The organism is Pseudomonas sp. YQ_5 (assembly GCF_043103305.1).
Lineage (GTDB): Bacteria > Pseudomonadota > Gammaproteobacteria > Pseudomonadales > Pseudomonadaceae > Aquipseudomonas > Aquipseudomonas putida_Y.
Map to the genome: position 1 here is coordinate 84,253 of NZ_JBICJS010000044.1, position 22,254 is coordinate 106,506.

Annotated in this window: 27 protein-coding genes and 1 pseudogene; 9 read left to right on the forward strand and 19 right to left on the reverse strand. The window is 58.2% G+C overall.

What is annotated here, in order from left to right; genetic code table 11:
- Nucleotides 1-393: 393 nt before the first annotated feature.
- Nucleotides 394-560, reverse strand: a pseudogene (locus ACF8EA_RS08595) (site-specific integrase); the annotation flags it as partial.
- A gap of 272 nt (nucleotides 561-832) precedes the next feature.
- Here ACF8EA_RS08595 and ACF8EA_RS08600 point away from each other — a divergent pair.
- Nucleotides 833-1,375 (forward strand): AAA family ATPase, encoded by a 543-nt coding sequence (locus ACF8EA_RS08600; protein WP_392521598.1) that lies wholly within the window; start codon nucleotides 833-835, stop codon nucleotides 1,373-1,375.
- 81 nt (nucleotides 1,376-1,456) lie between these two features.
- Nucleotides 1,457-1,969 carry a GrpB family protein gene (locus tag ACF8EA_RS08605; protein ID WP_392521599.1) on the forward strand — a complete coding sequence of 171 codons (513 nt, stop codon included), beginning with the start codon at nucleotides 1,457-1,459 and terminating at the stop codon, nucleotides 1,967-1,969.
- Between the two features lie 46 nt (nucleotides 1,970-2,015).
- Here the strand turns inward: ACF8EA_RS08605 and ACF8EA_RS08610 are convergent, their stop codons facing one another.
- The 4 genes from ACF8EA_RS08610 to ACF8EA_RS08625 form a co-directional block, all read right to left on the reverse strand.
- Nucleotides 2,016-2,501 carry an ATP-binding protein gene (locus tag ACF8EA_RS08610; protein ID WP_274101628.1) on the reverse strand — a complete coding sequence of 162 codons (486 nt, stop codon included), beginning with the start codon at nucleotides 2,499-2,501 and terminating at the stop codon, nucleotides 2,016-2,018.
- Nucleotides 2,502-2,696: 195 nt separating this feature from the next.
- Entirely contained in the window at nucleotides 2,697-3,062 is a 366-nt protein-coding gene (locus tag ACF8EA_RS08615; RefSeq protein WP_021782107.1) for an SMI1/KNR4 family protein, read from the reverse strand.
- A 771-nt stretch (nucleotides 3,063-3,833) separates the two neighbouring features.
- On the reverse strand, nucleotides 3,834-3,998 hold the full coding sequence (locus ACF8EA_RS08620) for a hypothetical protein (RefSeq protein ID WP_392521601.1): 165 nt from the start codon (nucleotides 3,996-3,998) through the stop codon (nucleotides 3,834-3,836).
- Nucleotides 3,999-4,106: 108 nt separating this feature from the next.
- A complete protein-coding gene (locus ACF8EA_RS08625; protein WP_274103627.1) occupies nucleotides 4,107-4,577 on the reverse strand; it encodes a hypothetical protein in 471 nt (156 codons plus the stop codon).
- A gap of 167 nt (nucleotides 4,578-4,744) precedes the next feature.
- On the opposite strand from ACF8EA_RS08625, the gene ACF8EA_RS08630 reads away from it, so the two are divergent.
- A complete protein-coding gene (locus ACF8EA_RS08630; RefSeq protein ID WP_274103629.1) occupies nucleotides 4,745-5,152 on the forward strand; it encodes a hypothetical protein in 408 nt (135 codons plus the stop codon).
- 411 nt (nucleotides 5,153-5,563) lie between these two features.
- Here the strand turns inward: ACF8EA_RS08630 and ACF8EA_RS08635 are convergent, their stop codons facing one another.
- Nucleotides 5,564-5,797 carry a hypothetical protein gene (locus tag ACF8EA_RS08635; RefSeq protein WP_392521604.1) on the reverse strand — a complete coding sequence of 78 codons (234 nt, stop codon included), beginning with the start codon at nucleotides 5,795-5,797 and terminating at the stop codon, nucleotides 5,564-5,566.
- Between the two features lie 71 nt (nucleotides 5,798-5,868).
- Here ACF8EA_RS08635 and ACF8EA_RS08640 point away from each other — a divergent pair, with 71 nt between their 5' ends.
- Nucleotides 5,869-6,852: an IS5-like element IS2000 family transposase gene (locus ACF8EA_RS08640; protein ID WP_392521605.1), complete on the forward strand. Its 984-nt coding sequence runs from the start codon at nucleotides 5,869-5,871 to the stop codon at nucleotides 6,850-6,852.
- A gap of 69 nt (nucleotides 6,853-6,921) precedes the next feature.
- On the opposite strand, the gene ACF8EA_RS08645 is transcribed toward ACF8EA_RS08640, so the two are convergent.
- The gene (locus ACF8EA_RS08645; protein ID WP_392521607.1) at nucleotides 6,922-7,164 is read right to left on the reverse strand and encodes a LysR family transcriptional regulator; all 243 of its coding nucleotides are present in this window, start codon (nucleotides 7,162-7,164) and stop codon (nucleotides 6,922-6,924) included.
- Nucleotides 7,165-7,272: 108 nt separating this feature from the next.
- Here ACF8EA_RS08645 and ACF8EA_RS08650 point away from each other — a divergent pair, with 108 nt between their 5' ends.
- A complete protein-coding gene (locus ACF8EA_RS08650; protein ID WP_319298699.1) occupies nucleotides 7,273-7,653 on the forward strand; it encodes a cupin domain-containing protein in 381 nt (126 codons plus the stop codon).
- A 266-nt stretch (nucleotides 7,654-7,919) separates the two neighbouring features.
- Here ACF8EA_RS08650 and ACF8EA_RS08655 read toward each other — a convergent pair whose 3' ends face one another.
- The 7 genes from ACF8EA_RS08655 to ACF8EA_RS08685 form a co-directional block, all read right to left on the reverse strand.
- Nucleotides 7,920-8,585 carry an SOS response-associated peptidase gene (locus ACF8EA_RS08655; RefSeq protein WP_103469739.1) on the reverse strand — a complete coding sequence of 222 codons (666 nt, stop codon included), beginning with the start codon at nucleotides 8,583-8,585 and terminating at the stop codon, nucleotides 7,920-7,922.
- A 129-nt stretch (nucleotides 8,586-8,714) separates the two neighbouring features.
- Nucleotides 8,715-9,191: a GNAT family N-acetyltransferase gene (locus tag ACF8EA_RS08660; RefSeq protein WP_021782911.1), complete on the reverse strand. Its 477-nt coding sequence runs from the start codon at nucleotides 9,189-9,191 to the stop codon at nucleotides 8,715-8,717.
- 113 nt (nucleotides 9,192-9,304) lie between these two features.
- Complete coding sequence (locus ACF8EA_RS08665; protein ID WP_392520731.1) at nucleotides 9,305-10,006, reverse strand: VIT family protein; 702 nt, start codon at nucleotides 10,004-10,006, stop codon at nucleotides 9,305-9,307.
- A gap of 68 nt (nucleotides 10,007-10,074) precedes the next feature.
- The gene (locus tag ACF8EA_RS08670; protein WP_392521953.1) at nucleotides 10,075-11,040 is read right to left on the reverse strand and encodes an FAD:protein FMN transferase; all 966 of its coding nucleotides are present in this window, start codon (nucleotides 11,038-11,040) and stop codon (nucleotides 10,075-10,077) included.
- Nucleotides 11,030-13,210, reverse strand: a complete 2,181-nt coding sequence (locus ACF8EA_RS08675; RefSeq protein ID WP_392521609.1) for a PepSY domain-containing protein — start codon at nucleotides 13,208-13,210, stop codon at nucleotides 11,030-11,032. The genes ACF8EA_RS08670 and ACF8EA_RS08675 overlap by 11 nt, the downstream gene beginning before the upstream one ends.
- Before the next feature lie 25 nt (nucleotides 13,211-13,235).
- Nucleotides 13,236-13,706 (reverse strand): DUF2271 domain-containing protein, encoded by a 471-nt coding sequence (locus tag ACF8EA_RS08680; RefSeq protein WP_392521611.1) that lies wholly within the window; start codon nucleotides 13,704-13,706, stop codon nucleotides 13,236-13,238.
- A gap of 91 nt (nucleotides 13,707-13,797) precedes the next feature.
- Nucleotides 13,798-14,121 carry a PepSY domain-containing protein gene (locus tag ACF8EA_RS08685; protein ID WP_101196008.1) on the reverse strand — a complete coding sequence of 108 codons (324 nt, stop codon included), beginning with the start codon at nucleotides 14,119-14,121 and terminating at the stop codon, nucleotides 13,798-13,800.
- 132 nt (nucleotides 14,122-14,253) lie between these two features.
- Between ACF8EA_RS08685 and ACF8EA_RS08690 the strand changes: the two genes are divergently transcribed.
- Together ACF8EA_RS08690 and ACF8EA_RS08695 are read left to right on the forward strand one after the other, a co-directional pair.
- Nucleotides 14,254-14,913: a response regulator transcription factor gene (locus ACF8EA_RS08690; RefSeq protein WP_392521613.1), complete on the forward strand. Its 660-nt coding sequence runs from the start codon at nucleotides 14,254-14,256 to the stop codon at nucleotides 14,911-14,913.
- Nucleotides 14,910-16,244, forward strand: coding sequence for an ATP-binding protein (locus ACF8EA_RS08695; RefSeq protein ID WP_392521615.1), 1,335 nt, complete (start codon nucleotides 14,910-14,912; stop codon nucleotides 16,242-16,244). The genes ACF8EA_RS08690 and ACF8EA_RS08695 overlap by 4 nt, the downstream gene beginning before the upstream one ends.
- Nucleotides 16,245-16,263: 19 nt before the next feature.
- Here the strand turns inward: ACF8EA_RS08695 and ACF8EA_RS08700 are convergent, their stop codons facing one another.
- A complete protein-coding gene (locus ACF8EA_RS08700; protein ID WP_392521617.1) occupies nucleotides 16,264-17,646 on the reverse strand; it encodes a PLP-dependent aminotransferase family protein in 1,383 nt (460 codons plus the stop codon).
- Between the two features lie 121 nt (nucleotides 17,647-17,767).
- Between ACF8EA_RS08700 and ACF8EA_RS08705 the strand changes: the two genes are divergently transcribed.
- Nucleotides 17,768-18,634, forward strand: a complete 867-nt coding sequence (locus ACF8EA_RS08705) for a DMT family transporter (protein WP_101196010.1) — start codon at nucleotides 17,768-17,770, stop codon at nucleotides 18,632-18,634.
- Nucleotides 18,635-18,704: 70 nt separating this feature from the next.
- On the opposite strand, the gene cynS is transcribed toward ACF8EA_RS08705, so the two are convergent.
- Entirely contained in the window at nucleotides 18,705-19,175 is a 471-nt protein-coding gene (cynS, locus tag ACF8EA_RS08710) for a cyanase (RefSeq protein WP_021782921.1), read from the reverse strand.
- Between the two features lie 38 nt (nucleotides 19,176-19,213).
- A complete protein-coding gene (locus tag ACF8EA_RS08715) occupies nucleotides 19,214-19,873 on the reverse strand; it encodes a carbonic anhydrase (protein ID WP_392521619.1) in 660 nt (219 codons plus the stop codon).
- Nucleotides 19,874-19,983: 110 nt separating this feature from the next.
- Between ACF8EA_RS08715 and cynR the strand changes: the two genes are divergently transcribed.
- Complete coding sequence (gene cynR, locus ACF8EA_RS08720; protein WP_028697198.1) at nucleotides 19,984-20,865, forward strand: transcriptional regulator CynR; 882 nt, start codon at nucleotides 19,984-19,986, stop codon at nucleotides 20,863-20,865.
- 206 nt (nucleotides 20,866-21,071) lie between these two features.
- Here cynR and ACF8EA_RS08725 read toward each other — a convergent pair whose 3' ends face one another.
- Together ACF8EA_RS08725 and ACF8EA_RS08730 are read right to left on the reverse strand one after the other, a co-directional pair.
- Nucleotides 21,072-21,548, reverse strand: coding sequence for a nuclear transport factor 2 family protein (locus ACF8EA_RS08725; protein ID WP_274147618.1), 477 nt, complete (start codon nucleotides 21,546-21,548; stop codon nucleotides 21,072-21,074).
- 53 nt (nucleotides 21,549-21,601) lie between these two features.
- A complete protein-coding gene (locus ACF8EA_RS08730; protein WP_202962486.1) occupies nucleotides 21,602-22,168 on the reverse strand; it encodes a TetR/AcrR family transcriptional regulator in 567 nt (188 codons plus the stop codon).
- Nucleotides 22,169-22,254: the final 86 nt, after the last annotated feature.

Genomic DNA, 22,254 nt, shown 5'->3' on the forward strand with positions numbered 1-22,254 from the left:
GATGCAACGGGAGCTTTTAAGATGATCTGCAATGAGTGCGGAAAGGAACACGCCAGCAATGACATTGAGCTTGTTTCCCTACGCCCAGACCCGGTAGCAGCCCTTCCTACTGACATCAGGGCTGCTGAAGTTCAAGAGAGTCCTCTGAACCACCGTTTGCCGTAACCCTTGCCAACGCCATACCGACTTTTGGTTACACCAACGGCCTTCATGCTCACTTGCGGCTGACAGGGCCGACTACTCAGGCCCCAGGTAGCCCTGACCCTAGGCAATCATGCACTGGTGGTTGAGCAGACCTTCGGAATCTCGATTCACAGAGCACATGAGTACAGCGCCCTAGCAAGCCACGGCGTTTACAGCAGTACTCACTGAGCGACCGCAATGGGTCGGTTAGCGACAGTTGTATGGGGGCGACGCCTGATCCCCAAACCGATCAGCACAGGCACCCACTGTTTATGGAGATCGGAGGTCTGTTTCAGGTACTCGGCATTCCTCGACGGCGGGGGCGGGAACGGTGTTTCGATCACTGCTCCCTTTCCCTCTCTGCGGCGATTCGCGTGCAGGACGAGGAGTGGGGCCTACACAGGCGCTACATGAAATTGGAGGCTTTCGAGGCGGTCAGCGATAATCCTCAAGCCAAGCTTTCGGCCGTAATCCCCCAAACGGCGAACTCAGTGGCCAGCGCCATGATGAGTTACATCACTTGAGGAGTGATCCACTGCCGACTTGTGGCGGACGCCCAGAGCATGAGTGCGCTTGCAGTTGACTGCGTCGCCCATTGCCGTAGAATCGCGCGCCCAAAATTCAGCAGGCATGGCGAGAGGGAGCTTGAATGCAGCGGGTGATGATCATTGGTCAGCCAGGGGCTGGGAAAAGTACCCTGGCGCGCAAGCTTGGCGAGCGCACTGGCTTGCCGGTCGTGCACATCGACACGATTCATTGGCAGCCAGGGTGGGTCGAGCGGAGCCGGGACGAGAAGACGCGTCTTTGTCATGAGGTCGAGGCCCGTGAGCGCTGGATCTTCGAAGGCGGGCATTCGACCACATGGAACAACCGGCTGGCCCGCGCTGACATGTTGATATGGATTGATCGCTCGGCTCCGCTTCGATTCTGGCGCGTGCTCCTCAGAACGGTGTTGAACCGCGGCCGATCCCGGCCTGACTTGCCGGACAACTGCCCGGAGTTGCTGGCCAACCTGCCGGAGTTTTTCAGGTTCATGTGGCGGACGAAAACCTCGTCTCGGGAGGCGATAAAGCGATTCGTGGCGACGGCCCCGTCGGGCTGTCGCGTGGTCTGCCTGCGGACCAATCGGGATACCGATGTTTTTCTCGCGAGTATGGGCACGCAGCCTGACCAGGTTGCGCAAGGTCATTAGATGCCAGATCGCGCTTGAGTGGCGGCAGGCGCCTGCCGTGTAGGCGCATCAGGACATTTTCACTTGCCCAAGGAGGCCCCCATGGCGCTGACCAGCAAGATCACGGCTTACGATTCCGCATGGCCGCAACGGTATGAGGCGGTTAAAGTGCTGCTGGCCTCGGTATTAGGCGATGAGCTTCTCGCCATTCACCATGTAGGCAGCACGGCTGTACCGCAACTTGCAGCAAAGCCTGAGATCGATGTGCTGGTCGAGGTTTCAGAGCATCGCAATGAGGCAGCGCGAGACGAGGTGTTGCTGACGCTGGATTATGTGCGCGGCAGTGACTTGTCGGAAGGGCACCACTTTTACCGCCGCAATGTTGGCGGGCTGCGGACCCACAAGATTCACATTTGCAGCCGTGGTCACCACTCAGTCATCCAGATGCTGACGTTCAGAGATCTGCTCAGGAACGACGCCTCCCTTCGGAAGCGATATCAAGACCTCAAGATTGAACTGGAAGCCACCAATATCGGCGGTATGGCTGAGTATCTGGAGAAAAAGGGGCCGTTCATTGTTGCGGCGTTGCTTGAGGTCGCTAATAGACGAAGGTGATGGTGCGCTCTGGGTCGGTAGTGGCCCAAATCCGCACTAGAGATCGTCAATGTCGGTGAATTTTAATCTGAAGCCCTTCATCCTTATGCGGCGCTCGAAAGTAGCTAGTGATCAGATCGAACTCCGCGTCAGTCGCCGCAAACTCATGCTCACCACGGTGGTTGCGAAGATGCAACCTGTCTCGACAGGTGTCATCGTCCACCTCGATGTAGTGGACGCAATGTGAAACCTCGGCTGCGTCAGCCAGGTTGCGCAGCCATAGTCGATCTTGGGGAGTATTTGCAGGAAAATCCAAAACGACAGTCACTCCAGCCCGAAGGATATCGATGACGAGCGGGCCCAGCACCTGCCGAATCTGGCGCGCAAGACGCACATAGTCGTTTACTGACTTGATCTGTTCAGGGTATAGCCGTGAGAGCCAATGATCCTCACTCAGCAGAACCGTCGATCCTTCAACTGCCAAGCTTTTGGCTAGCGTTGACTTACCGGATGCAATTTTTCCTGAGATGAGATGCAGCACTGGTTTGGGCATAGAGACGTCTCCTTGTCGAACCCCGATGATGCTCATTGAAAAGCACCGAAGCAATCACCGAGCATTCAAACGTTCGCTATGGGTCGAAAACAGTCAGTCGCGACTGGCAGCTTTCGACCCATAGCTGCCGGGGACGAAAGGCAGTGTTCGGCCAGAATCGAACATTTGGTACGGGTTGCAGATATCGTACAGACGCTACTCAAGGGCTATACAGACCTGTTTGAACCAGGCGGCAAAGGTTGGCCAACTTTCGTTTGTGCTTCCGTTGTGTGACCAGTACCGGACAACACCAGCCCGCGATATGCAGAAGTAGTCGCTGTTGTCTTCAATGAAAGGCAACCAATCTCGAGGAACGCCTTGGGCCCAGGCGGCTTCGGTAATTTCAAAGATATCCAGATGGCTGCATCCCCCCAAAATCACCGCTGGTTCAAATGCGGCGTTTGCGACATCGCTGCCACCTTTCAGGAAGCGGATGTATTCATCGGGAAAGCGAAAATTGAGCCTGCTCTCTGCGTCAGCAATTTCAGCATCCGTTGGAATACGGAAAGGATTGTCTGTCATTCGTTCAAGTCCGAGTGTTGATCACCATCGTGCGGTGGGCGATAGCTTAGTCAATCAGAGTATGTAGATGTCCGCTTTGGGTCGATAGCGGACGGTCGATCATCAGTGCAAGGGCTAGCCTCGCTATTCGCAAATCCCGATCGTATCAATGTGATTTCTAGCAGGCGCGATCACCCTCATCACGTGAGTCAGAGCCTTCTCGGATTCGCTTCAGCACAATCTAGTCATTGACCCGCTCGATACTCAAGAGGTCACACAGCTTCCACCCGATCGCATTCAGAGCTTCTGTGGGTAGCTTGGACTAGGAAGCGTTTCTGGCCAAAGGCGACCCGGAACGCCCGCTCGTTCTGGATTGTTTCTTCCCTTGCTTGCTCTACGGCCACAGACATCTAGGCCACAACCTCATGCTGGTTCTGTATCGGTTTGGCTATTTTGCTCTGCCACCAGTCCGGATGAATCTCTCATCTCAGCACAGCGCCGCGCAGTGCTTCTTGCTGGTATGCTTCGCCGCTTACCAAAAAAGGAGAGTGGTAATGGGATGGAAGGGAAAGCTGGTAGCTCTAAGGCAGAGGTTCACGCGCCGCCAGCGTCTAGTTGTGGGTGGCGCTGTGTATGTGGTCGCCCAGGTAGGGTCTTTCTCGTACCCGAGCCAACATTGGCTTTATCTGCTGATCTTCGGGGTCATCGTCTTCAGCAGCGCATGGTCACCTGAGGTATACCGGAAGGGGTGATACGCTGGCGGGCTGCGCCGGAGGGGCAGGCGCGGGGTAGTCAGGCTGAGACGATCTCGACGCAGGTGTTAACCATGGTGCCGGAGGTTTTGAACGAAGCGTCGGGTAGGTTGACGATGCTACCGCTGCGCGATGAGATGATGCCGCGAAAGTCACGTGACAAGGCATCTTCGCGGAAGATCACCCCGGTTGGCATGATCGCCACCAGAGCAGGCCACGCGGCTTGAGGAATTTCAGTGCGTGCATTACGTGGTGAATATCACTGCGCTTCTTGTCGAACGGCGGGTCCATCACGACGCGGTCATAGATCGGCTCAGGCTCGATGCTGAGGAAGTCGGTGCAGCGCCCGGAGCGGAAAGGCAGTTGCTCCAGGTGCTTCGCGTTGTCCGGCAGCAGCTCGACGCAATCGACTTCCAAGCCGGCGATGGCCAGGGCGCTGGCAATTGCGCCGCGTCCTGCCGAAGGCTTCCAGGGCTGACATTCCATTATCCAGCTGGGCGAATTCCAGCAGCCGATCAACCACAGGACCTGGCATTGGGAAGAAGCCGAAGTCCTTCGGTACCGCGATCTCGCCGGTGAGGATGTTGTTTTCGATCGCCTCGGCGGCGTCATCAGCGAACAGGTGCGCTTTGGCCTTGGTGTTCCACTTGCCGCCGGCAGCTTTCAGGGTCTTGTCCAGGCGGGCATAAAGGCTGCGATCCAGCTGGCCGCTGGTGATGAACAGCTTGTTATCTTCGGTGCGGGAAGCGCTAAGCAGCGCCATGACTTCGGTGTCGACTTTCATGTGCTTCTCCATTGCAAGCGCCGCCCTCGCCGGGGAGGCGTTATCGTTTAATAGGGGAGGGCGCTGGCGGGCAGCGCCGAGTGATATGCTTCGCCGCTCACCAAACAAGGAGGGTGGTAATGGGGTTGCGAGATCGAGGAAGATCGCCAAGATCAGGAGCTGCCGCGATGAAGACCCGAACGGCATCATTCATAGGGCTCGCGATTTGGATAGCGTTTCTTTGGCTGGGAAAGCCATCTGCGTCGTTGATCAGCTATTCCGTGCCGTTTGGAATTGCTCTGATCGCCACAGGCCCCCTCGAACTGATCCCAGATCGTTGGCACAGGCTTAATTTCCTCGTCAATGTCCTGGCGACTGGATTCTTCTTCGTCAGCATCATGTTTGCGATAGTGGCAATCTCTTTCGCCCTGGCATTGAGCAAAAGCGAGTGTTCGATTTTCTGCCTTGCTGGATGGGCAATGCTGTTAATTGTTTACCATTTCGCAATCCCTTGGCTGAAGCGATCGCCTTTTCACCGACTCAGCGAGGATAGGGGGATGTACAGCCCTCCAACGGATGACGATAAACGGAACTGAGATCAGATAAGCCAATGCCGGAGCAGTTTAGTCGCTGGCGGGCAACGCCGGAGGGTTAGGCCGCGAGGTGCTTCTTCTCGGCAGGCTTGTCCGCAGGCTTATAGTAGTAAGAATTACTGCATCACTGATGAATGGGCAATTGCTGTCGATAATGCTGTCGCTAAGCTCACATGCCGGGATCAGCAGATGGGAGAGATTATCTGGCTGTACTATGGCGCCAAATGGTCTATGGTCCGAGCGGGCAAAAACTATGGTCTTAGCGAAGGCAAAACGAGAGAGTTGGCTAGGACGGGCGCTGCTTGGATTGATTGCGCGTTAGCCGGAATGAGAGAGGCAGCCTAAGGGCGCGCTCTAAATAGATTAAAGCGCGTGGCTCTTGTTGTGAGATCTGCTGGTAGAGATGCAGGCAGGTTACAGGGGCGTGCTGTCGCTGGCTTTTTCTTCTTTAGTCAGTTTTGATATGTATTCTTTTACTGTGAGGTCCAGCTTTCCGTAAGAGCGGGCACTGAGCGTGTCAAAGTAAGGGCCGTTCTTGAATTCTTGGATCTCGGCAACCAACTCCCTATTGCTGTGGTATACACTTGGCCGGTTTATTTTTATGTCCTCGCCGAGCCTGATGGCTTCGTCTAGGGATTCTCCGATCAAGTCAGCACAGGCCATCTGACCTGTGCTGAAATAGCCCTCCGTCCAACTGCCTTCTACAAGTCCGCCATCCCATGAGTCAGATGAGCTTTTCCGATTTCGAGTACGCCGGCAAGCGCAAGCAAACCCGTCGCGAGCGTTTCCTGGCCGAGATGGAACAGGTGGTTCCGTGGAGTGGACTGGTGGCGTTGATCGAGCCTCACTACCCAAAGGCTGGCGGTGGCCGCAAGCCTTATCCTCTGGAAACCATGCTGCGCATTCACCTGCTGCAGAATTGGTTCTCTTTGAGCGATCCCGCCATGGAAGAGGCGCTGTATGAGATCACTTCGATGCGCCAGTTCGCTCGTCTGACGCTCAGCGCTCCGATCCCCGAAGACACGACGATCATGAACTTCCGGCACCTGCTGGAGAAGCATCAGTTGGCAGCCGGCATTCTGGAAACCATCAACAATTACCTGCAAGACAAGGGCCTGTCGTTGCGCCAGGGCACCATTGTCGACGCTACCATCATCCACGCGCCCAGTTCGACCAAGAACAAGGAAGGCAAGCGCGATCCTGAAATGCATCAAACGAAGAAGGGCAACCAGTACTATTTCGGCATGAAGGCCCACATCGGCGCGGATGCTGAATCGGGTCTGGTGCATCACGTTCATGGCACCGCCGCGAACGTAGCTGACGTGACGGAGGTCGCTCAGCTATTGCATGGCGAAGAGAATGTCATTTGTGCGGATGCGGGTTACACAGGCGTGGAAAAGCGGCCAGAACACGAGGGACGGCAGGTGATATGGCAGGTCGCTGCCCGCCGCAGCACCTACAAGCACTTGAGCAAACGCAGCGTGCTCTACCAAGCCAAGCGCAAGATCGAAAAGGCCAAGGCGCAAGTGCGTGCGAAGGTGGAGCACCCGTTCCGGGTGATCAAACGCCAGTTCGGCTATGTAAAGACTCGTTTTCGCGGCTTGGCCAAGAACACGGCGCAACTGACCAAGCTGTTTGCCCTGTCGAATCTGTGGATGGTGCGCCGGCAATTATTGCCTGCTGCGGGAGAGGTGCGCCCGTGAGTCCAGATAACCAAGGCTTTGCCTTGGTATCCAATAATCAGCGACTGAAAAGCGGGCTTTTCGGCATCCCTAAGCCGCCCATTTTCGACTGATGAGCAACTTGTTCGGAGTTTCCTTAGCCGTCAGACGACTGCCCTGTGTATCACGCAGCAATAACTGGCAGTCGAGGAATGCCTCCAGACGCTTGATTCGCTGGCTAACAGCACCTTGTGTCAGGTGCAGGTTGACTGACGCAACGCTCATGCTCCCAGTATCCGCCACCTCGACGAAGGCTCTGAGCAGCGCCAGATCAAGGTTGTGAGTTTTGTTCATGTCAAGCCATTAGCAGTGTTAATACCGGCATTATAATTCGTCGCTACTCAAAGTTCACGCTCCTCTTTAGATTGCAAGGCACAGACTGACACATGGACATGAGCAAGAATGATCAACACCTTGGATAGCATCAACCTACGAAATGAACTGGATACGCTCACAGAATACTGGAAGCCCCGAGTCCTCAGTCGCGTCAATAACCAGTTCGTCAAAATTGCAAAACTGAAAGGAGAATTTGTTTGGCATGCGCACGAACATGAAGACGAGATGTTTTCAGTAATCTATGGCACGCTTTGCATTCAGCTCGAAGATCGCACCATTGTCTTGAATGCAGGGGAGTTTTGCATTATTCCCAAACGGGTGCGACACAAACCGATCGCCGAAGATGAATGTGCGGTCATGTTGATTGAAACGGATACCACACTCCATACCGGCGGAGAACGTTCGCCACTTACAGTCTCGATAGATGATCAATTGTATCCAGCTTGATTCAATGACAGCGCCCATGTTTTCACATTCGAGATTTAGGCGCTCAACCAGGTCTTTGGATGATTGACGCTACAATCTGCCGGCAGAGCATGCACCTGCGTGGAGCATGTTATGCCGGAGCGGCATAGGCGCTGGGCGAAGCCCTTCGGACCAATTCGCGAACCAACTGATGCGTTTTCGTCAGGGCGCCTCTCTTTCAGCCAGCCAAACATCCGTTCGGTGATGTTGCGCTGCCGGTACTCGAGCCGGAAGAACTTACTACCGCATCACTGAAGCGGCTGTATCAGTTCGGCACCTTGGTTGCGCACATTGCCAATGGCTGTGCTCACTCGATACCACTCGAAGGCCTCGGCTGGCTCGCCCAGGTTGAGCGCCATCTGCTCGGCCTGTTCGCCCGGCGTCGTGGTTTGCATCCACTCACGCGCAAGGTCTGGGGCCAAAACCACTGGCCTGCGGTCGTGCACATCTACCATTCCGCCCTGGGCATCGGCCGTAATGATGACGAACCCATCATGCTCGCCGCCAGCGAACTGGCCGATGCTGGCGCAAAGGGAAGGGCGCCCGTCGCAGCGTCGGATGTAGTACGGCTGTTTCTTCGGTCCGCCTTCATCGACCCATTCATACCAGCCGTCGATCGGCGTTATGCCTCGGTGCGGCCAGATTGCCCGGAAGAAGGGGCCGTGTGTCACCTTTTCGACCCTGGCGTTGATCGGCGCAGCACGGTCGGTCGCCCAATGGGGCCGCCATCCCCATCTCACCAGGTCCGCCCGCGGGCCCGCCTCATCCATTCGCAGCACTGCCACCGGCGTGGTCGGCGCGACGTTGTACCGGCCAAGTGGCTGGTCGCCGACGTTGTTCCGCCAGGCCTCTGGCAGGCTCAGGGTTTCGACAAAATCGTGTATGCCTCGGTACTGGCTCAACCTTCCACACATGCGCGGCCCTCCTGCCTGAGCAAGCATAGCGCTTGGGTGTATCGCCACCCAGCGCGTCATGCGGCTGACGGATGGGTATACCGCAATCCAAAAAGGGCAGGGGCGTGCCCCGGCGATCCAGCCAACAAGTCAATGCTTGGCCGTGGCGAGTAGCCGATAGCGCGAGAAGGGCGTGCCGTCGATATCCACCTCTCCGTCAAGGCGAAACCCCAGGCGAAGAATACCTTTGATTCGTGTTCTGGTTGGTGGAAGCAACAGGGTGATCGACTCAAGCCCCATCTCCTGGAAAGCGCGCCGTACGATCTCATCGAAAATCACTCTGCCAAGCCCCCAGTAGTCTGGATGAAGCACCAAGGCAAGATCAGCGTCACCGTCTTCCTGCTGCAGGCCACCCCAGCCGGCGAATTCATCTTCAACGAAAAAAGCCCAGGGACCATAGCCATTCAGTGCCCATTGGGCCTCTTTTTGGGCGACCCACACCTTGCACTTGCTTTCGTCAAAGTCGGGACGACCCAAGGGCATTTGGCGTAAGACATCGGGATTGTTGTTGAGCGCGATGATGTCAGCGATGGAGGCGTCGCTGAGAGGTCGGAAATGCAGTTGCATGATGTGCCTTTTCAAACCGCTTTAAACCTGATGTATAGCGCCCTGGCCGAACTGCACCAGGGCGGATCGATTCGTAGGCCGCCGACTGCACGGCCTGAGGTCCGCTTCTTACGCTAGACCACCGCGCCAAACAAGCGACCCACCAGAGCCGTGGCGCCCATGGCCAACGCCCCCCAGACGGTCACCCGACAGGCGCCCGTCATGATGCTGGCCCCGCCAGTCTTGGCGGCAATAGCCCCCAATGACCCGAGAAATACCAATGACATGCCCGATATCCAAGGCACCACGCTGTGCTCCGGCGTGACAAACGTCACCGCCAGTGGCAAGGCGGCGCCCACCACGAAACTGGCGGCGGACGCCAGGGCGGCTTGCAAGGGTTTGGCGGCGAGCGTGGCGCTGATGCCCAGTTCGTCCCGCGCGTGGGCGCCCAGTGCGTCATGGGCCATCAGTTGATCGGCCACTTGATGCGCCAGCTCGGGTGCTACCCCGCGATGTATGTAGATGTTGGCGAGTTCGATGTGCTCAGCTTTCGGGTCGCTGGCCAGTTCTGCCCGTTCGCGGGTCAAGTCCGCCCGTTCGGTATCGGCCTGGGAATGTACCGAAATGTACTCGCCAGCGGCCATGGACATGGCCCCGGCCATCAGCCCCGCCATTCCGGTGACCAGCAACGTGGCATGGCTGGCGTCGGCGGCCGCGACGCCTATCAGCAGGCTGGCGGTAGAGACAATGCCGTCGTTGGCACCCAGGACAGCGGCGCGCAGCCAGCCGATACGATCGCTTCTGTGTGCCTCGGTGTGTCTGTGCATGAATTTCACTGTTTAACGGGCTCCCTGTCATCAGGCGGTTCAAGTTGCACGGGTGCCGAGCGCGCCTGCAGCCGGCGTCAGCGGGTTTCAATTTGCGCCTGCAACTGTCCGCCGACAATGGATATTTCTTTGAACTGTTCGCCCTCGCGCAGCACGAACAGCGCGTCCATCCCGCGCTCCTGAGCCAGACGAGGGCCTTCGGTTTCGCCCAGGACCATCAGCGCCGTGGCCCAGGCATCGGCGAGCATGCACGAGGACGCCACCACGGTGACGGCGGCGAGCGAGTTGCGCAGTGGCGTGCCGGTGGCCGGGTTCATGGTGTGAGCATAGGACTGACCGGCCACGTCAACCCACTGTCGGTAGTCCCCGGAGGTCGCGATTGAGGTATCGCTTAGTTCCATCACACCCATGACCTCACGCACGCCCCTTTTGGGCTTTTCCAGGGCCACGACCCAGCATTGTCCGTCAGGTTTGACGCCCCGGGCGCGCATTTCGCCATCGATACCGACCAGGTAGCGAGTGATACCTGAACCTTCCAGGCAACGGGCCAGTTCATCCACGCCAAAACCTTTGGCAATCCCACTCAAGTCAAGGTTCGCCGGCGCGCGCTTGCGCACCTGATTGCGTTGTGGCTCAACCTCCAATGCGGCGTCGGCTGACAGCCGGGAGCGCGGCGCAATTGTGCCGGTCCCCTGCGCTGTGACCTGCCGCGCCGCTGGGCCGAAGCCCCACGCGTTCACCAGGTCACCAACAGCGATGTCGAAGGCGCCGCCGGATTGCCGGCTGACGCGCAATGCAGCAGACAGCACCGTGGCCAGTTCGTTGGGTACCGACACCCATTGCTGCTCGGGGGCGGCATTGAGGCGGTTAAGGTCCGAGTCGGGTTTCCAGGTGGACATTTGCTGGTCCACCCGGGCCACGGCGCGGGCCAGTTGCTGGCCAATTTCGTCGGTATCAAGCCCGGCCCCGGCATAAAACAGGGCAGTGTAGCGGGTGCCCATGGTTTCGCCGTTCAGGCTGTAACGCTGCAACTCAGTAGACATCTTCACGGTAGCGTCCTTGTGCCTTGAGGGTCAGCACGCTGAGGTTGAGGGGCGCCAAGACTTCATCCAGGGCCTGCATCACGCCTTTGGCCATTTCGCGACTGCCACACACCAGTACTTGGGCACCTTTTTCAATCAGCCGGCGCAAGGCGAGGGCATCACTGATCAGTCGGTCTTGTACGTAGCTGCGCTCCGGGACCTGAGAAAAGGCGGCGTGCAATTGCGTAAGGCGGCGGTCCGACAAGTATTGGTTGAGTTCCGGTTCGTAGAGAAAGTCCGAGGCCGGGTTGCGCCCGCCCCAATACAAGTGCATCGGGTGTCGGGCCTTGTTGTTGCGGATAAAGCCGGCCAAAGGACCGATACCGGTACCGGCGCCGATCAGGATTACCGGGTGCGTGCCCGATGCCGGACGAAATTGCGGGTTGGGCTGAATGAAGGCGTCAATCTGGGCGCCAATGTCCAGGCCGTGAAGAAACTCCGAGCACATGCCCCCGTTGTGTTTACGCACACAGATCTCCAGCACGCCGTCCTGGGAACCGCTGGCCAGCGAGTAGAAGCGCGGGATTGGGCTGCCCGGGGGCAGAATCCCGACCAGGTCGCCGGCCAGAAAGCTCGGCAGTCCGCCGCGCGCTTTGAAGCGCAGGACATGGGTCGGTGCATTTACCTGTTCGCCATAGGCAATCCGCTCTGTCAGCTCTAGTGAATGGGTACGCGGCCGCTGCGGGGTATGAACCAGCGCCAGCGCGTGCCCCAACACGTCGCCCAACGCGTGGCCCCAGCGCGCAAACTCCTGAGGGGACTGGCGGTTGACGGTTTCCAGCCCCAGCAATGGCGAGCCACCGGCCTGCAACATGGCGTCCTGCACTTGATGGGCGTACTGACAGAACTGCGCAAACTGGCGGTCGCCCAGGCCCAGCACCGCAAAGGGTAGGCCGGGCTTGATGCCGGTATTGGCCAGCCGTGCCAGGAACTGCGAAGCCGAGGCCGGCGCATCGCCGTCACCGTGGGTCGCGGTGAGGATGAACACCCGTTGGGCACTACGGTAATCGCCCAACCAGTCATTCATCGCCGCGCTGTGCACCTGATGGCCGCTCTGGTGCAAGGCGTCATGCAAGGTTTTGGCAAAACCCCAGGTGCTGTTGTTTTCACTGCCCACCAGAATCACGCTGTCGGCGGCATGCGCAGGGCTGTTGTGGCGGAGGCTCGGGCCAGCCTTGCGGCGGCGCCACCATAACAGAATGCCGGTCACGCTCATCAACGGCACGCAGAGGGCGCAGAGCCCGAGCAACAGGCCCAGCCACCAGAGGCCTTCGCCAGTGTGCAACTGGTAGACCAATTCATAGAGGTTGAGCATTGGGTCGTGAGCTTGATAGGACAGCAAGGCGCCGCTGGCCTGATCCACGTAACCGTCGCCCTGTGCTGTGCGCAGGGAGAACACATCGCGGGGGTTGCCGGGGCTCGGGTAGACCAGCTCGCGCAAGTCGTTCAAGTCGGTGGCCTGCAAGGCCTGCAGCTTCGCCACCGGCAAGGCCGGACCGGCGCTGACGTGCGCAGGGAAGGCGGGTTCACCTTGACTGCCGTCGGCGATAAAACCAAACGTGGTGGCGGACATGTAGGCCCCGCTCAGTGCCGACAACAACAGCCCGAGCAAGGCCAGTCGCCCGACTTCAGCATGCCAGCGCTGGCTGAAAGTGCCCCGCAGCGGCCGCAGCAGGTTGCGCCAGCCACCCAGGCGTCGGGCCAGCAATAGCGCGCCGGACACTGACAGCGCCAGCATGAGCAGGGCACCAACACCCGATACGCCATGGCCCGGCGTGCCAAGGAACAGCGAGCGGTGCAGGTCTTTCACCCAGCGGGTGAACGCGGATGGCTCGTAAGGGGCGAGCCCTTGGCCGGTCAGTGGGTCGACCTTCTCCGCCCCGGCCTTGCCGTTCTGGTTGTAGTAGACGATCACCGTGCCGGACGCTGAGCGCTGGATCTGCTCCACCCCCGTAAAGTGGCTGGCAACGCGCCCGGCAAGTTGGCCGACGTTCAGTTGCCCGGCAGAAGTGGACGTATTGTGCAGACGTTCCAGCGCCGGCTCGACAGACAGGATCGCGCCGCTGATGGCCAATACCATGACCAACAGGGCGGCGATCAGGCCAGGAAGGGAATGGAACTGACGAAGCATGTTCAGCCTCCGGAGGTGGCGGGTGCTACAGATCGTAAGTAAAGGAGTCGACGTAGGTACTGCCCGTCGCGGGCTTGCCTGCACCCTTGGATGTCAGCGGCACGCTGACATCGCCGCGGGCGTCGCGTTTGTCCTCGACGGCGCTGTCGATGCGGATCTGATACCCGGCATCAATCAGGGTGTCCGCCAGTTCTACGCTGACTTTCAGCGTGCGCCCACTGCCGACGCTGGCGCCGCTGACCCCGTCGAACTCGCTCGGGTTCATCCCGCTGCCACGGGCCCAGTCGGCCAGGTGCTTGTAATATTTGGCCTTCTTGCCGGCCACCCAGAGGGTTTTCTGGTACTGGCCATTGGCGTCGGTGACGTAGATCGCCAGGTAGGCATCATTGCCGCTGTAGTCCTTGAGCTGCGTGGTCAAGGTCACTTCACGGGCCTGGGCCAGCGCCGGCAGGGTAATGGCGCCGATGAGGCAGGTTGCTGCGATGATCTTTTTCATGAGCGTGTCCTCTTGATCGTTAGGTCGAGAGCCTGGACCTGCCGGCTGACAGCAACCTGAACGACAGGAAAATTCATAGACAGGTGAGTTGTCATTCGGCGAGCGGGCTGCCGAGATAGTCCCTGGCATCGCCGTCATTGCGGAAATGGACCTCGAGTGTCCTCAGGTGCAGCGATGCCGGGGAGTAGCTGGCTTCGATGTCATTGCCTTTGCGGTCCTGGCCCTTGAGTTCGTAACAGCCATCGTCGACCTTGATGCGCTGCACCCGCCAGCCGTATTGGCGCTCTACCTGCTGACGCAGGGTTTCACGAGGTTGCCAGTCGCTTACCGGGTCGCTGCAGTCGTCACCAGCCAGGGCGTAACCGCTGAGCAGCAAGCCCATCAGCGTGGCATTGGCAATAAAACCTGATTTCATGACTTGTCTCCTGTCGAGGGCGGCGTCTGTGGCATAACCTAAAGGGCCTTCCTGACAGCCAGCTGAATTTTCAGATTCACGTCAGGCAAGGCGATTAAGGTGCTGCAAGACAACCATCACAGGAGGTGTCAGATGCGGGTTCTACTGGTCGAGGACGCTCCAGGCCTGGGTGAAGCGGTGCGCGAGCAGATTGCCGATGATGGCCACGCCGTCGATTGGGTACAGCGCTTGGACCACGCGCGCAACAGCGTCCGCAGCACGCCTTACGACTTGATCTTGCTGGACCTGATGCTCCCCGACGGGCGCGGGTTGGATTTTCTGCGTCAACAACGCTCGGCAGGACACGTGACCCCGGTGATTATCCTGACCGCCCAGGATCAGATTTCCGATCGTATCGCCGGCCTCAACGCCGGTGCCGATGACTACCTGGTCAAACCGTTCGACCTGTTTGAACTCTCGGCCCGCGTGGCAGCGGTGGGGCGGCGTTATAGCGGCAATCCCAATCCACAGATCAAACTCGGTGATTTGCAGGTCGACATGAGTGCCCGCACGGTGCAACGGGGCAGTGCGACGGTGGACCTCACGTCGCGGGAGTGGGCGCTGTTCGAGGCGTTTGTGCAACGCCCCGGCGCGCTACTGTCCAAGTCGCAGCTCGAAGAGCGGCTGTATGCTTTTGGCGCCGAGATCGAGAGCAATACCATCGAGGTATACATCAGCCGTCTGCGTAAAAAACTCGGACGCGAGCTGATCGAAACCGTGCGAGGCATGGGTTACCGGTTAATGTCCGCATGAAGCCTTCTTCGAGCCTGCAAATACGTCTCGGTCTAGGGCTGACGCTTGGTATGACTTTACTCTGGCTGGTGGCGACAGTGGGTGCCTGGCTAGTGGTGCGGCATGAGTTGAACGAAGCGTTCGATAGCGCGTTGGAAGAAACTGCACAACGCATTCTGCCCTTGGCCGTGCTGGAAATCAGCAACCGGGAAGAATCCAGCACAGCCCAACACGTCGCGACACTGAAGATGCACAAGGAATACCTGACTTACCTGGTGCGCGATGCCAAGGGCAAGATTCTGATGCAATCTCACGACGCCAACCCGCAGATTTTCAACCGACAACCAACTGAAGGTTTCTCCACTTCTGAAAAGTACCGATTGTATGGCGCTAGCGCATTGCGTCAGACGCTGTTCATCGAGGTGGCCGAACCGCTTGGTCATCGTCGTGAAGCCGCGCGGGAGGCCTTGTTTGCGTTGTTGTTGCCCCTCATGGTGTTGATTCCTGTCAGCCTGGTGGGCACCTGGTTATTGGTGCGTTTCAGCCTGCGCAGCGTGCTGGCTTACCGTCGTGCTATTGAAGCGCGCGGTGTGGGTGACCTGTCTCCGATCAAGGTGGAGCACCTGCCTGCAGAAATCGATCCGTTGGCTGAGGCGGTCAATCACCTGCTGGAGCGCTTACGCAACGCCCTTGAGGCCGAGCGCAGCTTTACCGCCAACAGCGCCCACGAACTACGCACACCATTGGCCTCGACCCTGGCGCAGATCCAGCGGTTACACCACGAAGCGCCGGAGGGGCCGCTGCGGGTGCGCGCGCAGAAGATCGAGCACGCGTTGCACGAGCTTTCAAGGCTTTCAGAAAAGCTCATGCAGTTGGCCAAAGCCGAGGGCGGCGGGCTGTTGTCCGAAACGCCACAAGACCTGATCCCGTTGCTTGCCCATGGCGTGGACGAGTGGAACCAACGCAGCGGGCAGCGCATCAAGTTGCAGTTGCCAAGCCAGACCAGCGTGTATTCGATCATTGACCCGGACGCCTTTGGCATCCTGCTGCGCAACCTGATTGAGAATGCGCTGAAGTATGGTGCAACGGACCAGCCGGTCGAAGTCAGCCTCACCGAGCAGGCACAGCTGCGGGTAGTCAATAGCGGCCCGGCAGTGCCGCAGCCTGTATTAGAACACCTGACCGAGCGTTTTGTACGTGGTCACAGTGAGATCAGTGGTTCGGGGTTGGGCTTGGCGATTGCCAAAACCATCGTGCAGGGAGTAAACGCGCGGATGAAATTGGTCTCCCCGGCAACAGGTCGACAGGACGGGTTTGAAGTCTGCATCTGGTTACCGCTTGCCCCATCATGAAAGTCCATGGGGCTCGCTATCAGGCGCTCAGCACTCGTTTCAACACTTCGTAAATCCTGGCATCAGCCGATTGGGCAACGTTGAAACGGATGAAATCACCCGCAGTCATGGACTGGCTAAACGCATTTCCGGGCGCCAGCACTACACCTTCATTCAAGCAAGCCCGGGCCAGCGTGGCTGCATCCGTGCCTTGAGGGAGTTGGCACCAGACATACATGCCTGAATGGGGCGTTATCCAGGGCTTGATACCAACGGCCCTTAGTTTCGCTACCGTTCTCTCCATGGCCTCGGCCAGCCTGAGGCGAACGCTTTCCATGTGTTTGCGGTACCCGCTATCGGTAATCGCCAGATGGATGATGTCCGCGGCCAGGCGGCCACCCCCGAATGTAGTCGCAATCTTGAGATCGACCAGGCTCTGGATCCAGTCACTGCGAGCCGCGATGTAGCCGCATCGAATCGACGCGGAGATGGTTTTGGAAAAACTGCCTATCTGGATGACACGAGAGAGACCATCGAAGGCAGACAGCCGTGGCGCTGGTGCATTCTCGAAATCCCCGAAGATGTCGTCCTCTACAATCACCAGGCTGGAGTTGTCGGCCAGCTTCAGCAGCCTGTGCGCCGTGACCGGAGACAGGGTGGCGCCGGTTGGGTTATGGATGCCAGCATTTGTTATGTACAACCGGGGAGCATGCGCTAGCAGGGCGGCGCCAAAAGCATCGATGTCCGGGCCCATTGCCGTATAGGGTACGCCTACGATGTTCACCCTGTGCGCTTTGAGCAGTGCGTGAAAATTGAAATAGCAGGGGTCGTCGACCAGCACGGTGTCCCCCGGCTCCAGCAGAAAACGGCAGATCAGGTCGATGGCGTGGGTGCCGGACTCCGTGAGCATGATCTGCTCGAGAGGGGCTTCGATCCCGATGCCTGTCAGCCTTCGTGACAAGAATTGCCTGAGTGGCAGATGCCCAAGCGGTGAGGCGTACTCAGTCAGTTTCAGCGTGTCAGAACGGGCAACGGTTCGAAGCGCTTTCCGCAAGCCCGCTTCGAACATCCAGGAGGGAGGTAGCCACCCGCACCCCGGTTTCAACGCATCGCTAGCGGTTTCAAGCGACTGGCGGGAGATCCACAGCGGGTCCACTTCACGATCAAGCCTGGGGCCGAGTTCGGTGAGTACCAAGGGCGCCACTGGTCCGGCTACGTAAAAGCCGGAGCCAGGGCGAGAATTGAGTACACCCTCTGCCATCAACCTTTCATAGGCCTCAAGAACCGTAGAAACCGACACTTGCATGGTCTGCGCCATAGCGCGGACCGAGGGAATTCTCGCGCCTGGTGTGTAGGTTCGAGAGGCGATCCGCGACTGGATTTCACCCATGACAGCTCGAATTCGCGTTCCGTCCCGTTTCATCGCACCCTCAACTGTGCTGGAGTCATATGCATAACAGTTTGGTTTAAGTGTATTGGATTGTACATGGCCTGGGTGAGCCTGTCGGTGATGTACTGAGCCTTGGCTTATCGAGGACTTACCGATGGAAAAATCAGCAAGCGGGTGGATCAACGGCTTCATAGGCGTCGCCATCTTTGCGGGGTCGTTGCCGGCAACCCGAGTGGCAGTGGCCGACTTCGAACCGACGTTCCTCACCTGTGCCCGGGCAACCATTGCCGCCATGCTGGGCGCGCTTTTTCTGATCGTGCTACGCCAGCCTCGACCCAAACGGGAGGACTTGTCGCCCTTGGCCGTAACTGCGCTCGGCGTTGTTATCGGTTTCCCGCTACTGACCGCATTTGCCCTTCAGCACATCAGTTCTGCTCACTCCATTGTCTTTGTCGGGCTCCTGCCATTGTGTACCGCAGGCTTTGCCGTTCTGCGGGGCGGTGAACGACCTCGGCCATTGTTCTGGCTGTTCTCGTTGACAGGTGCCGGGTTGGTCGCTGGCTATGCCTTGATGAACGGAGGTGAGGCATCGGCGGTGGGCGATCTGCTGATGTTGGCTGCGGTTGCGGTCTGTGGGTTGGGTTATGCCGAAGGCGCGCGTCTGTCGCGGACATTGGGGGGATGGCAGGTGATCAGCTGGGCATTGCTGGTAGCGTTACCGTTCATGCTGCTGCTGACGGTGGTCAATCTTCCAGCCCCTGATGACTTTGCCAGGGTAAGTGCCCCTGCGTGGCTCAGCTTTGGCTACGTTTCACTGTTCAGCATGCTGATCGGGTTTGTGTTCTGGTACCGAGGGCTCGTCCAGGGGGGGATTGCGGCTGTGGGCCAACTGCAACTCTTTCAGCCGTTCATGGGGCTTGGGCTGGCAGCGTTGCTTCTGCACGAGCATGTCAGCTGGACGATGCTGCTCGTGACGCTGGGTGCTGTCATCTGCGTTTACGGGGCTAAGAAATATGCCTAAGCGCAGCGTCATGCCCTGTCAAACAAGGTTGGATGTAGCCCGGCGCCGTCTGACGCCGGGCTGAATTGCATCAGAAAGGCTTGGTAGGCAGGTACTTGCCGTCCAGGGTGATCACAGCGCGGTGGCCACCGTCCGGGTCTTCGACTTTCTTGATGTCCAGCTTGAAGTTGATGGCGCTGATGATGCCGTCGCCGAACTTCTCGTGCACCAGTGCTTTGAGGGTGGTGCCGTATACCGACATCATTTCGTAGAAACGGTAGATGGTCGGGTCGCTCGGCACGCCGTCGAAGAAGCTGCCGCGGATAGGCATCGATTGCAGCAGCGCGACTTGATCAGCATCGAGGCCGAGTTTCTCGCCTACGACCTTCGCGGCGCTTTCAGGCAGCGGATGCTGGCCGAGCAGTGCTGCTGTAACGAAAGCTTCGGACAGGCCGGTGCCGTCAACGATTTCGGCGAAGGAGAGGTCTTTGCGGGCCTTGGCCAAAATGATGGTCTCGGTCAGTTCCTGGCGAGCAGTGCGGGTAGCTTGAGTCTGGATCATGGTGAATCTCCTGGGTAGGCAAAGGTACAGGTAAGGTTTCAGGCAACGTGCCTGGCTTGCTGGGAAACGGCGTGGACTTCCGGGTTTGCTGCGAGAGACACGAAGGTCCCGCTACTGCCATCAAAGGCGTCGATGCATCCGGTCTCGATGTCATAAATCCAGCCATGCAGGGTCACGCGGCCTTCTTCGAGCGCCAGACGCACGGATGGGTGGGTCTGGATGTTGGCCAACTGCGCGATGACGTTTTCGCGCACCATGGCAGCGATTTTGCTCGGCTCGTCCGGGTGCTGACGGGCTTCGTTGACCACCTTGGCCGAGTCTGCGTACCGCAACCAGCCGGATACGGCAGGCATGTGGTCCAGGCACTTGCAGGTGGCAATGGCGGTCATCGCGCCGCAGTCCGAGTGGCCGCAGATCACGATGTCTGCGACGTTGAGGCCAGCCACCGCGTATTCGACCGAGGCCGAAACGCCGCCCGGTTCCGGGCCATAGGAGGGCACGATGTTGCCGGCGTTGCGGATTACAAACAGATCGCCTGGCTCGCGCTGGGTAACCAGTTCAGGCACCAGCCGGCTGTCCGAGCAAGAGATGAACAGTGCCTTTGGGCTTTGTTGGGTGGCCAGGTCCTTGAACAGTTTGACCCGCTCCGGGAAGGCGTTTTGCTGAAATTTCAGAAAACCGTCGATGATCGCTTTCATGGTGGCTGTCTCGATGTCGCTGGGTGTGAGACAAAGATTAAGCAGTGCATGACATAAGGTAAAAGTCTCATTTATTATGCATGCAATCAGATAATCTTATGGGTAAGGCCATGCTCGCTCGACATATCCAGTACTTTCTTGCGGTGGCGGAGCACCTCAGTTTCACCAAGGCTGCAGCGGCGCTGCACGTATCTCAGCCAGCCCTTTCCCAGCAGGTAAGGCAGTTGGAAGAAAGTCTTGGCGCCCAGTTGTTCGACCGCTCAGGCCGCGCAACACGTTTGACGGATGCCGGAGACGTCTATCTTCACTATGCGCGCCGTGCTCAGCAGGAACTGCGGGAAGGTAAAAGTGCCATCCATGACGTGAGCGACCTCAGCCGCGGCTCATTGCGCGTAGCCGTCACGCCGACATTCACGACCTATCTGGTGGGGCCGCTGATCGAGGCGTTTCACTTCCGGTATCCAAACATCACCCTCAACCTGAAAGAGATCTCTCAGGAGCGCATCGAGGAGCTGCTTTTGGCGGGAGAACTGGACGTAGGTATTGCGTTCGATGAAATAAATTCTCCGGACATCGAGGCCGTTTCCTTACTGAGCGAAACCCTCGCTTTAGTGGTGAGCCGCAGACACCGCCTGGCCGAGGAGCGGTCCATTGCATCGCAGGCGCTGAGTGCTGAGTCTATGGTTCTGCTCAGTCCAGAGTTTGCCACTCGCGAACAAATTGACCGCTACTTCCGCAAACACGAAATTCGCCCGCAAGTGCAGATGGAGGTCAATGCCCTTGGCGCAGTGATTGAAATCATTCGCCGGACGACGCTGTCGACTTTATTGCCTGCCAGAATTGCCTTGGCCCATGACGATCTGGTGGCCATCACGCTGGAGCCAGAACGCTTGCAGCGAACGGCCGTACTCATGCGGCGAAAAGAGGCCTTTTTGAGCGCAGCCGTGCGCGTGTTCATCGAGCTGGTTAAAGAAGTATCCAGCGATCTTTAGGCGTGAGGCCGCGTAGGTACAACGCGATCTCCACTACTACGATTAACCCGGTGATCGTCGAGGCCATGGGTCTTCGTGCTGGAACTGATACCGTCGCTCGGCGCGGTCAGGGCTGAGGTCGCGGTTGAGGACGGCCTGAGCAAGATGGGCTTCTGGCAAACAAAAAAACCTGATCCTCTATGTAAAAGAATCAGGTTTAGCAGGACCTACAGGCCCAGTTCAGTCAGGCCTGGGTGATCATCCGGCCGGCGACCCAGGGGCCAATGGAACTTGCGCTCGCTTTCCTTGATGGGCATGTCGTTGATGCAGGCGAAACGGCGGTGCATCAAGCCATCGGCTTCAAACTCCCAGTTTTCGTTGCCGTAGGAGCGGAACCAGTTGCCCGAATCGTCGTGCCACTCGTAGGCGTAACGGACGGCGATGCGGTTGTCGGTGAAGGCCCAGAGCTCTTTGATCAAGCGGTAGTCCAGCTCTTTCTTCCACTTGCGAGTGAGGAAGCCCTGAGCTTCTTCACGATTGTTTGCAAACTCGGTACGGTTACGCCATTGGGTGTTCGGCGTATAGGCCAGTGCAATCTTTTCGGGTTCGCGAGTATTCCAACCATCCTCGGCGAGTCGGACTTTTTCAATCGCCGATTCGCGAGTGAAAGGAGGAAGTGGCGGACGAGTGTGTTCGTTGGACATGGTGGTGCCTCCAATCTTCTGGATGGTTAAGTTGAGTGGGTGTTGCTTTAACGTCAAACGCTTGCGTGCTGTACGTCCTTGAGTAATATCTTTGCGATTTCTCTTGCACTATCGAGAACGGTGTAGTCACCCATGACGTGGGCCACGGTTATCGTGCCCTCTATCATCAAAAAAAGTTGCTTGGCCAAGCCAGCCGGATCGTTAATCCGTAATGCGCTGGTCAGCTCTAGCGTGTAGTCCAGCAGCTTTTGTTTATGCAGTTTTGCGATCTGCCGAACAGGATCGTCTGCGTCACCAACCTCTCCGGCTGTGTTGATGAACGCACATCCGCGAAAACCGTCAGACTCGAACCAACTTTTGAGTACATCAAAAATTCCAAGGATGCGCGCTTCTGGCGTTTGCGCTTTTTCGCATTCACTTCTAAACCATTTCATCCAGCGTATATCGCGTGCATTGAGTGCCGCTGCGGCTACGTCGTCTTTATTCGCAAAATAACGATAAATACTTTTACGTGCTACGCCAGAGGTCTTTACCAAGAGGTCCATGCCCGTGGCATGAATCCCGTTTTCGTAAATAAGCTTCTCGGCAGTCGCCAGGATTTTTTCGCGTGTGTCGGTCATTGGCTTATCCATGTAGTCAGAGTAGAACGACCGTTCTCCCTGGTCAAGCATCTCTTGAAATTATTCGATTGCGCGCAAGCGGGGCG

What these genes read in the sequence shown, in the direction of transcription:
- ACF8EA_RS08660 (WP_021782911.1), bottom strand. Translation starts at nt 9,191, where the DNA reads ATGCAACTGCATTTCCGACCTCTCAGCGACGCCTCCATCGCTGACATC.
- ACF8EA_RS08615 (WP_021782107.1), bottom strand. Translation starts at nt 3,062, where the DNA reads ATGACAGACAATCCTTTCCGTATTCCAACGGATGCTGAAATTGCTGAC.
- ACF8EA_RS08715 (WP_392521619.1), bottom strand. Translation starts at nt 19,873, where the DNA reads ATGAAAGCGATCATCGACGGTTTTCTGAAATTTCAGCAAAACGCCTTC.
- ACF8EA_RS08600 (WP_392521598.1), top strand. Translation starts at nt 833, where the DNA reads ATGCAGCGGGTGATGATCATTGGTCAGCCAGGGGCTGGGAAAAGTACC.
- ACF8EA_RS08655 (WP_103469739.1), bottom strand. Translation starts at nt 8,585, where the DNA reads ATGTGTGGAAGGTTGAGCCAGTACCGAGGCATACACGATTTTGTCGAA.
- ACF8EA_RS08685 (WP_101196008.1), bottom strand. Translation starts at nt 14,121, where the DNA reads ATGAAATCAGGTTTTATTGCCAATGCCACGCTGATGGGCTTGCTGCTC.
- ACF8EA_RS08640 (WP_392521605.1), top strand. Translation starts at nt 5,869, where the DNA reads ATGAGTCAGATGAGCTTTTCCGATTTCGAGTACGCCGGCAAGCGCAAG.
- ACF8EA_RS08725 (WP_274147618.1), bottom strand. Translation starts at nt 21,548, where the DNA reads ATGTCCAACGAACACACTCGTCCGCCACTTCCTCCTTTCACTCGCGAA.
- ACF8EA_RS08645 (WP_392521607.1), bottom strand. Translation starts at nt 7,164, where the DNA reads ATGAACAAAACTCACAACCTTGATCTGGCGCTGCTCAGAGCCTTCGTC.
- ACF8EA_RS08705 (WP_101196010.1), top strand. Translation starts at nt 17,768, where the DNA reads ATGGAAAAATCAGCAAGCGGGTGGATCAACGGCTTCATAGGCGTCGCC.
- ACF8EA_RS08610 (WP_274101628.1), bottom strand. Translation starts at nt 2,501, where the DNA reads ATGCCCAAACCAGTGCTGCATCTCATCTCAGGAAAAATTGCATCCGGT.
- ACF8EA_RS08695 (WP_392521615.1), top strand. Translation starts at nt 14,910, where the DNA reads ATGAAGCCTTCTTCGAGCCTGCAAATACGTCTCGGTCTAGGGCTGACG.
- ACF8EA_RS08625 (WP_274103627.1), bottom strand. Translation starts at nt 4,577, where the DNA reads ATGAAAGTCGACACCGAAGTCATGGCGCTGCTTAGCGCTTCCCGCACC.
- ACF8EA_RS08605 (WP_392521599.1), top strand. Translation starts at nt 1,457, where the DNA reads ATGGCGCTGACCAGCAAGATCACGGCTTACGATTCCGCATGGCCGCAA.
- cynR (WP_028697198.1), top strand. Translation starts at nt 19,984, where the DNA reads ATGCTCGCTCGACATATCCAGTACTTTCTTGCGGTGGCGGAGCACCTC.
- ACF8EA_RS08630 (WP_274103629.1), top strand. Translation starts at nt 4,745, where the DNA reads ATGAAGACCCGAACGGCATCATTCATAGGGCTCGCGATTTGGATAGCG.
- ACF8EA_RS08730 (WP_202962486.1), bottom strand. Translation starts at nt 22,168, where the DNA reads ATGACCGACACACGCGAAAAAATCCTGGCGACTGCCGAGAAGCTTATT.
- ACF8EA_RS08680 (WP_392521611.1), bottom strand. Translation starts at nt 13,706, where the DNA reads ATGAAAAAGATCATCGCAGCAACCTGCCTCATCGGCGCCATTACCCTG.
- ACF8EA_RS08650 (WP_319298699.1), top strand. Translation starts at nt 7,273, where the DNA reads ATGATCAACACCTTGGATAGCATCAACCTACGAAATGAACTGGATACG.
- ACF8EA_RS08670 (WP_392521953.1), bottom strand. Translation starts at nt 11,040, where the DNA reads ATGTCTACTGAGTTGCAGCGTTACAGCCTGAACGGCGAAACCATGGGC.
- ACF8EA_RS08700 (WP_392521617.1), bottom strand. Translation starts at nt 17,646, where the DNA reads ATGAAACGGGACGGAACGCGAATTCGAGCTGTCATGGGTGAAATCCAG.
- ACF8EA_RS08690 (WP_392521613.1), top strand. Translation starts at nt 14,254, where the DNA reads ATGCGGGTTCTACTGGTCGAGGACGCTCCAGGCCTGGGTGAAGCGGTG.
- cynS (WP_021782921.1), bottom strand. Translation starts at nt 19,175, where the DNA reads ATGATCCAGACTCAAGCTACCCGCACTGCTCGCCAGGAACTGACCGAG.
- ACF8EA_RS08675 (WP_392521609.1), bottom strand. Translation starts at nt 13,210, where the DNA reads ATGCTTCGTCAGTTCCATTCCCTTCCTGGCCTGATCGCCGCCCTGTTG.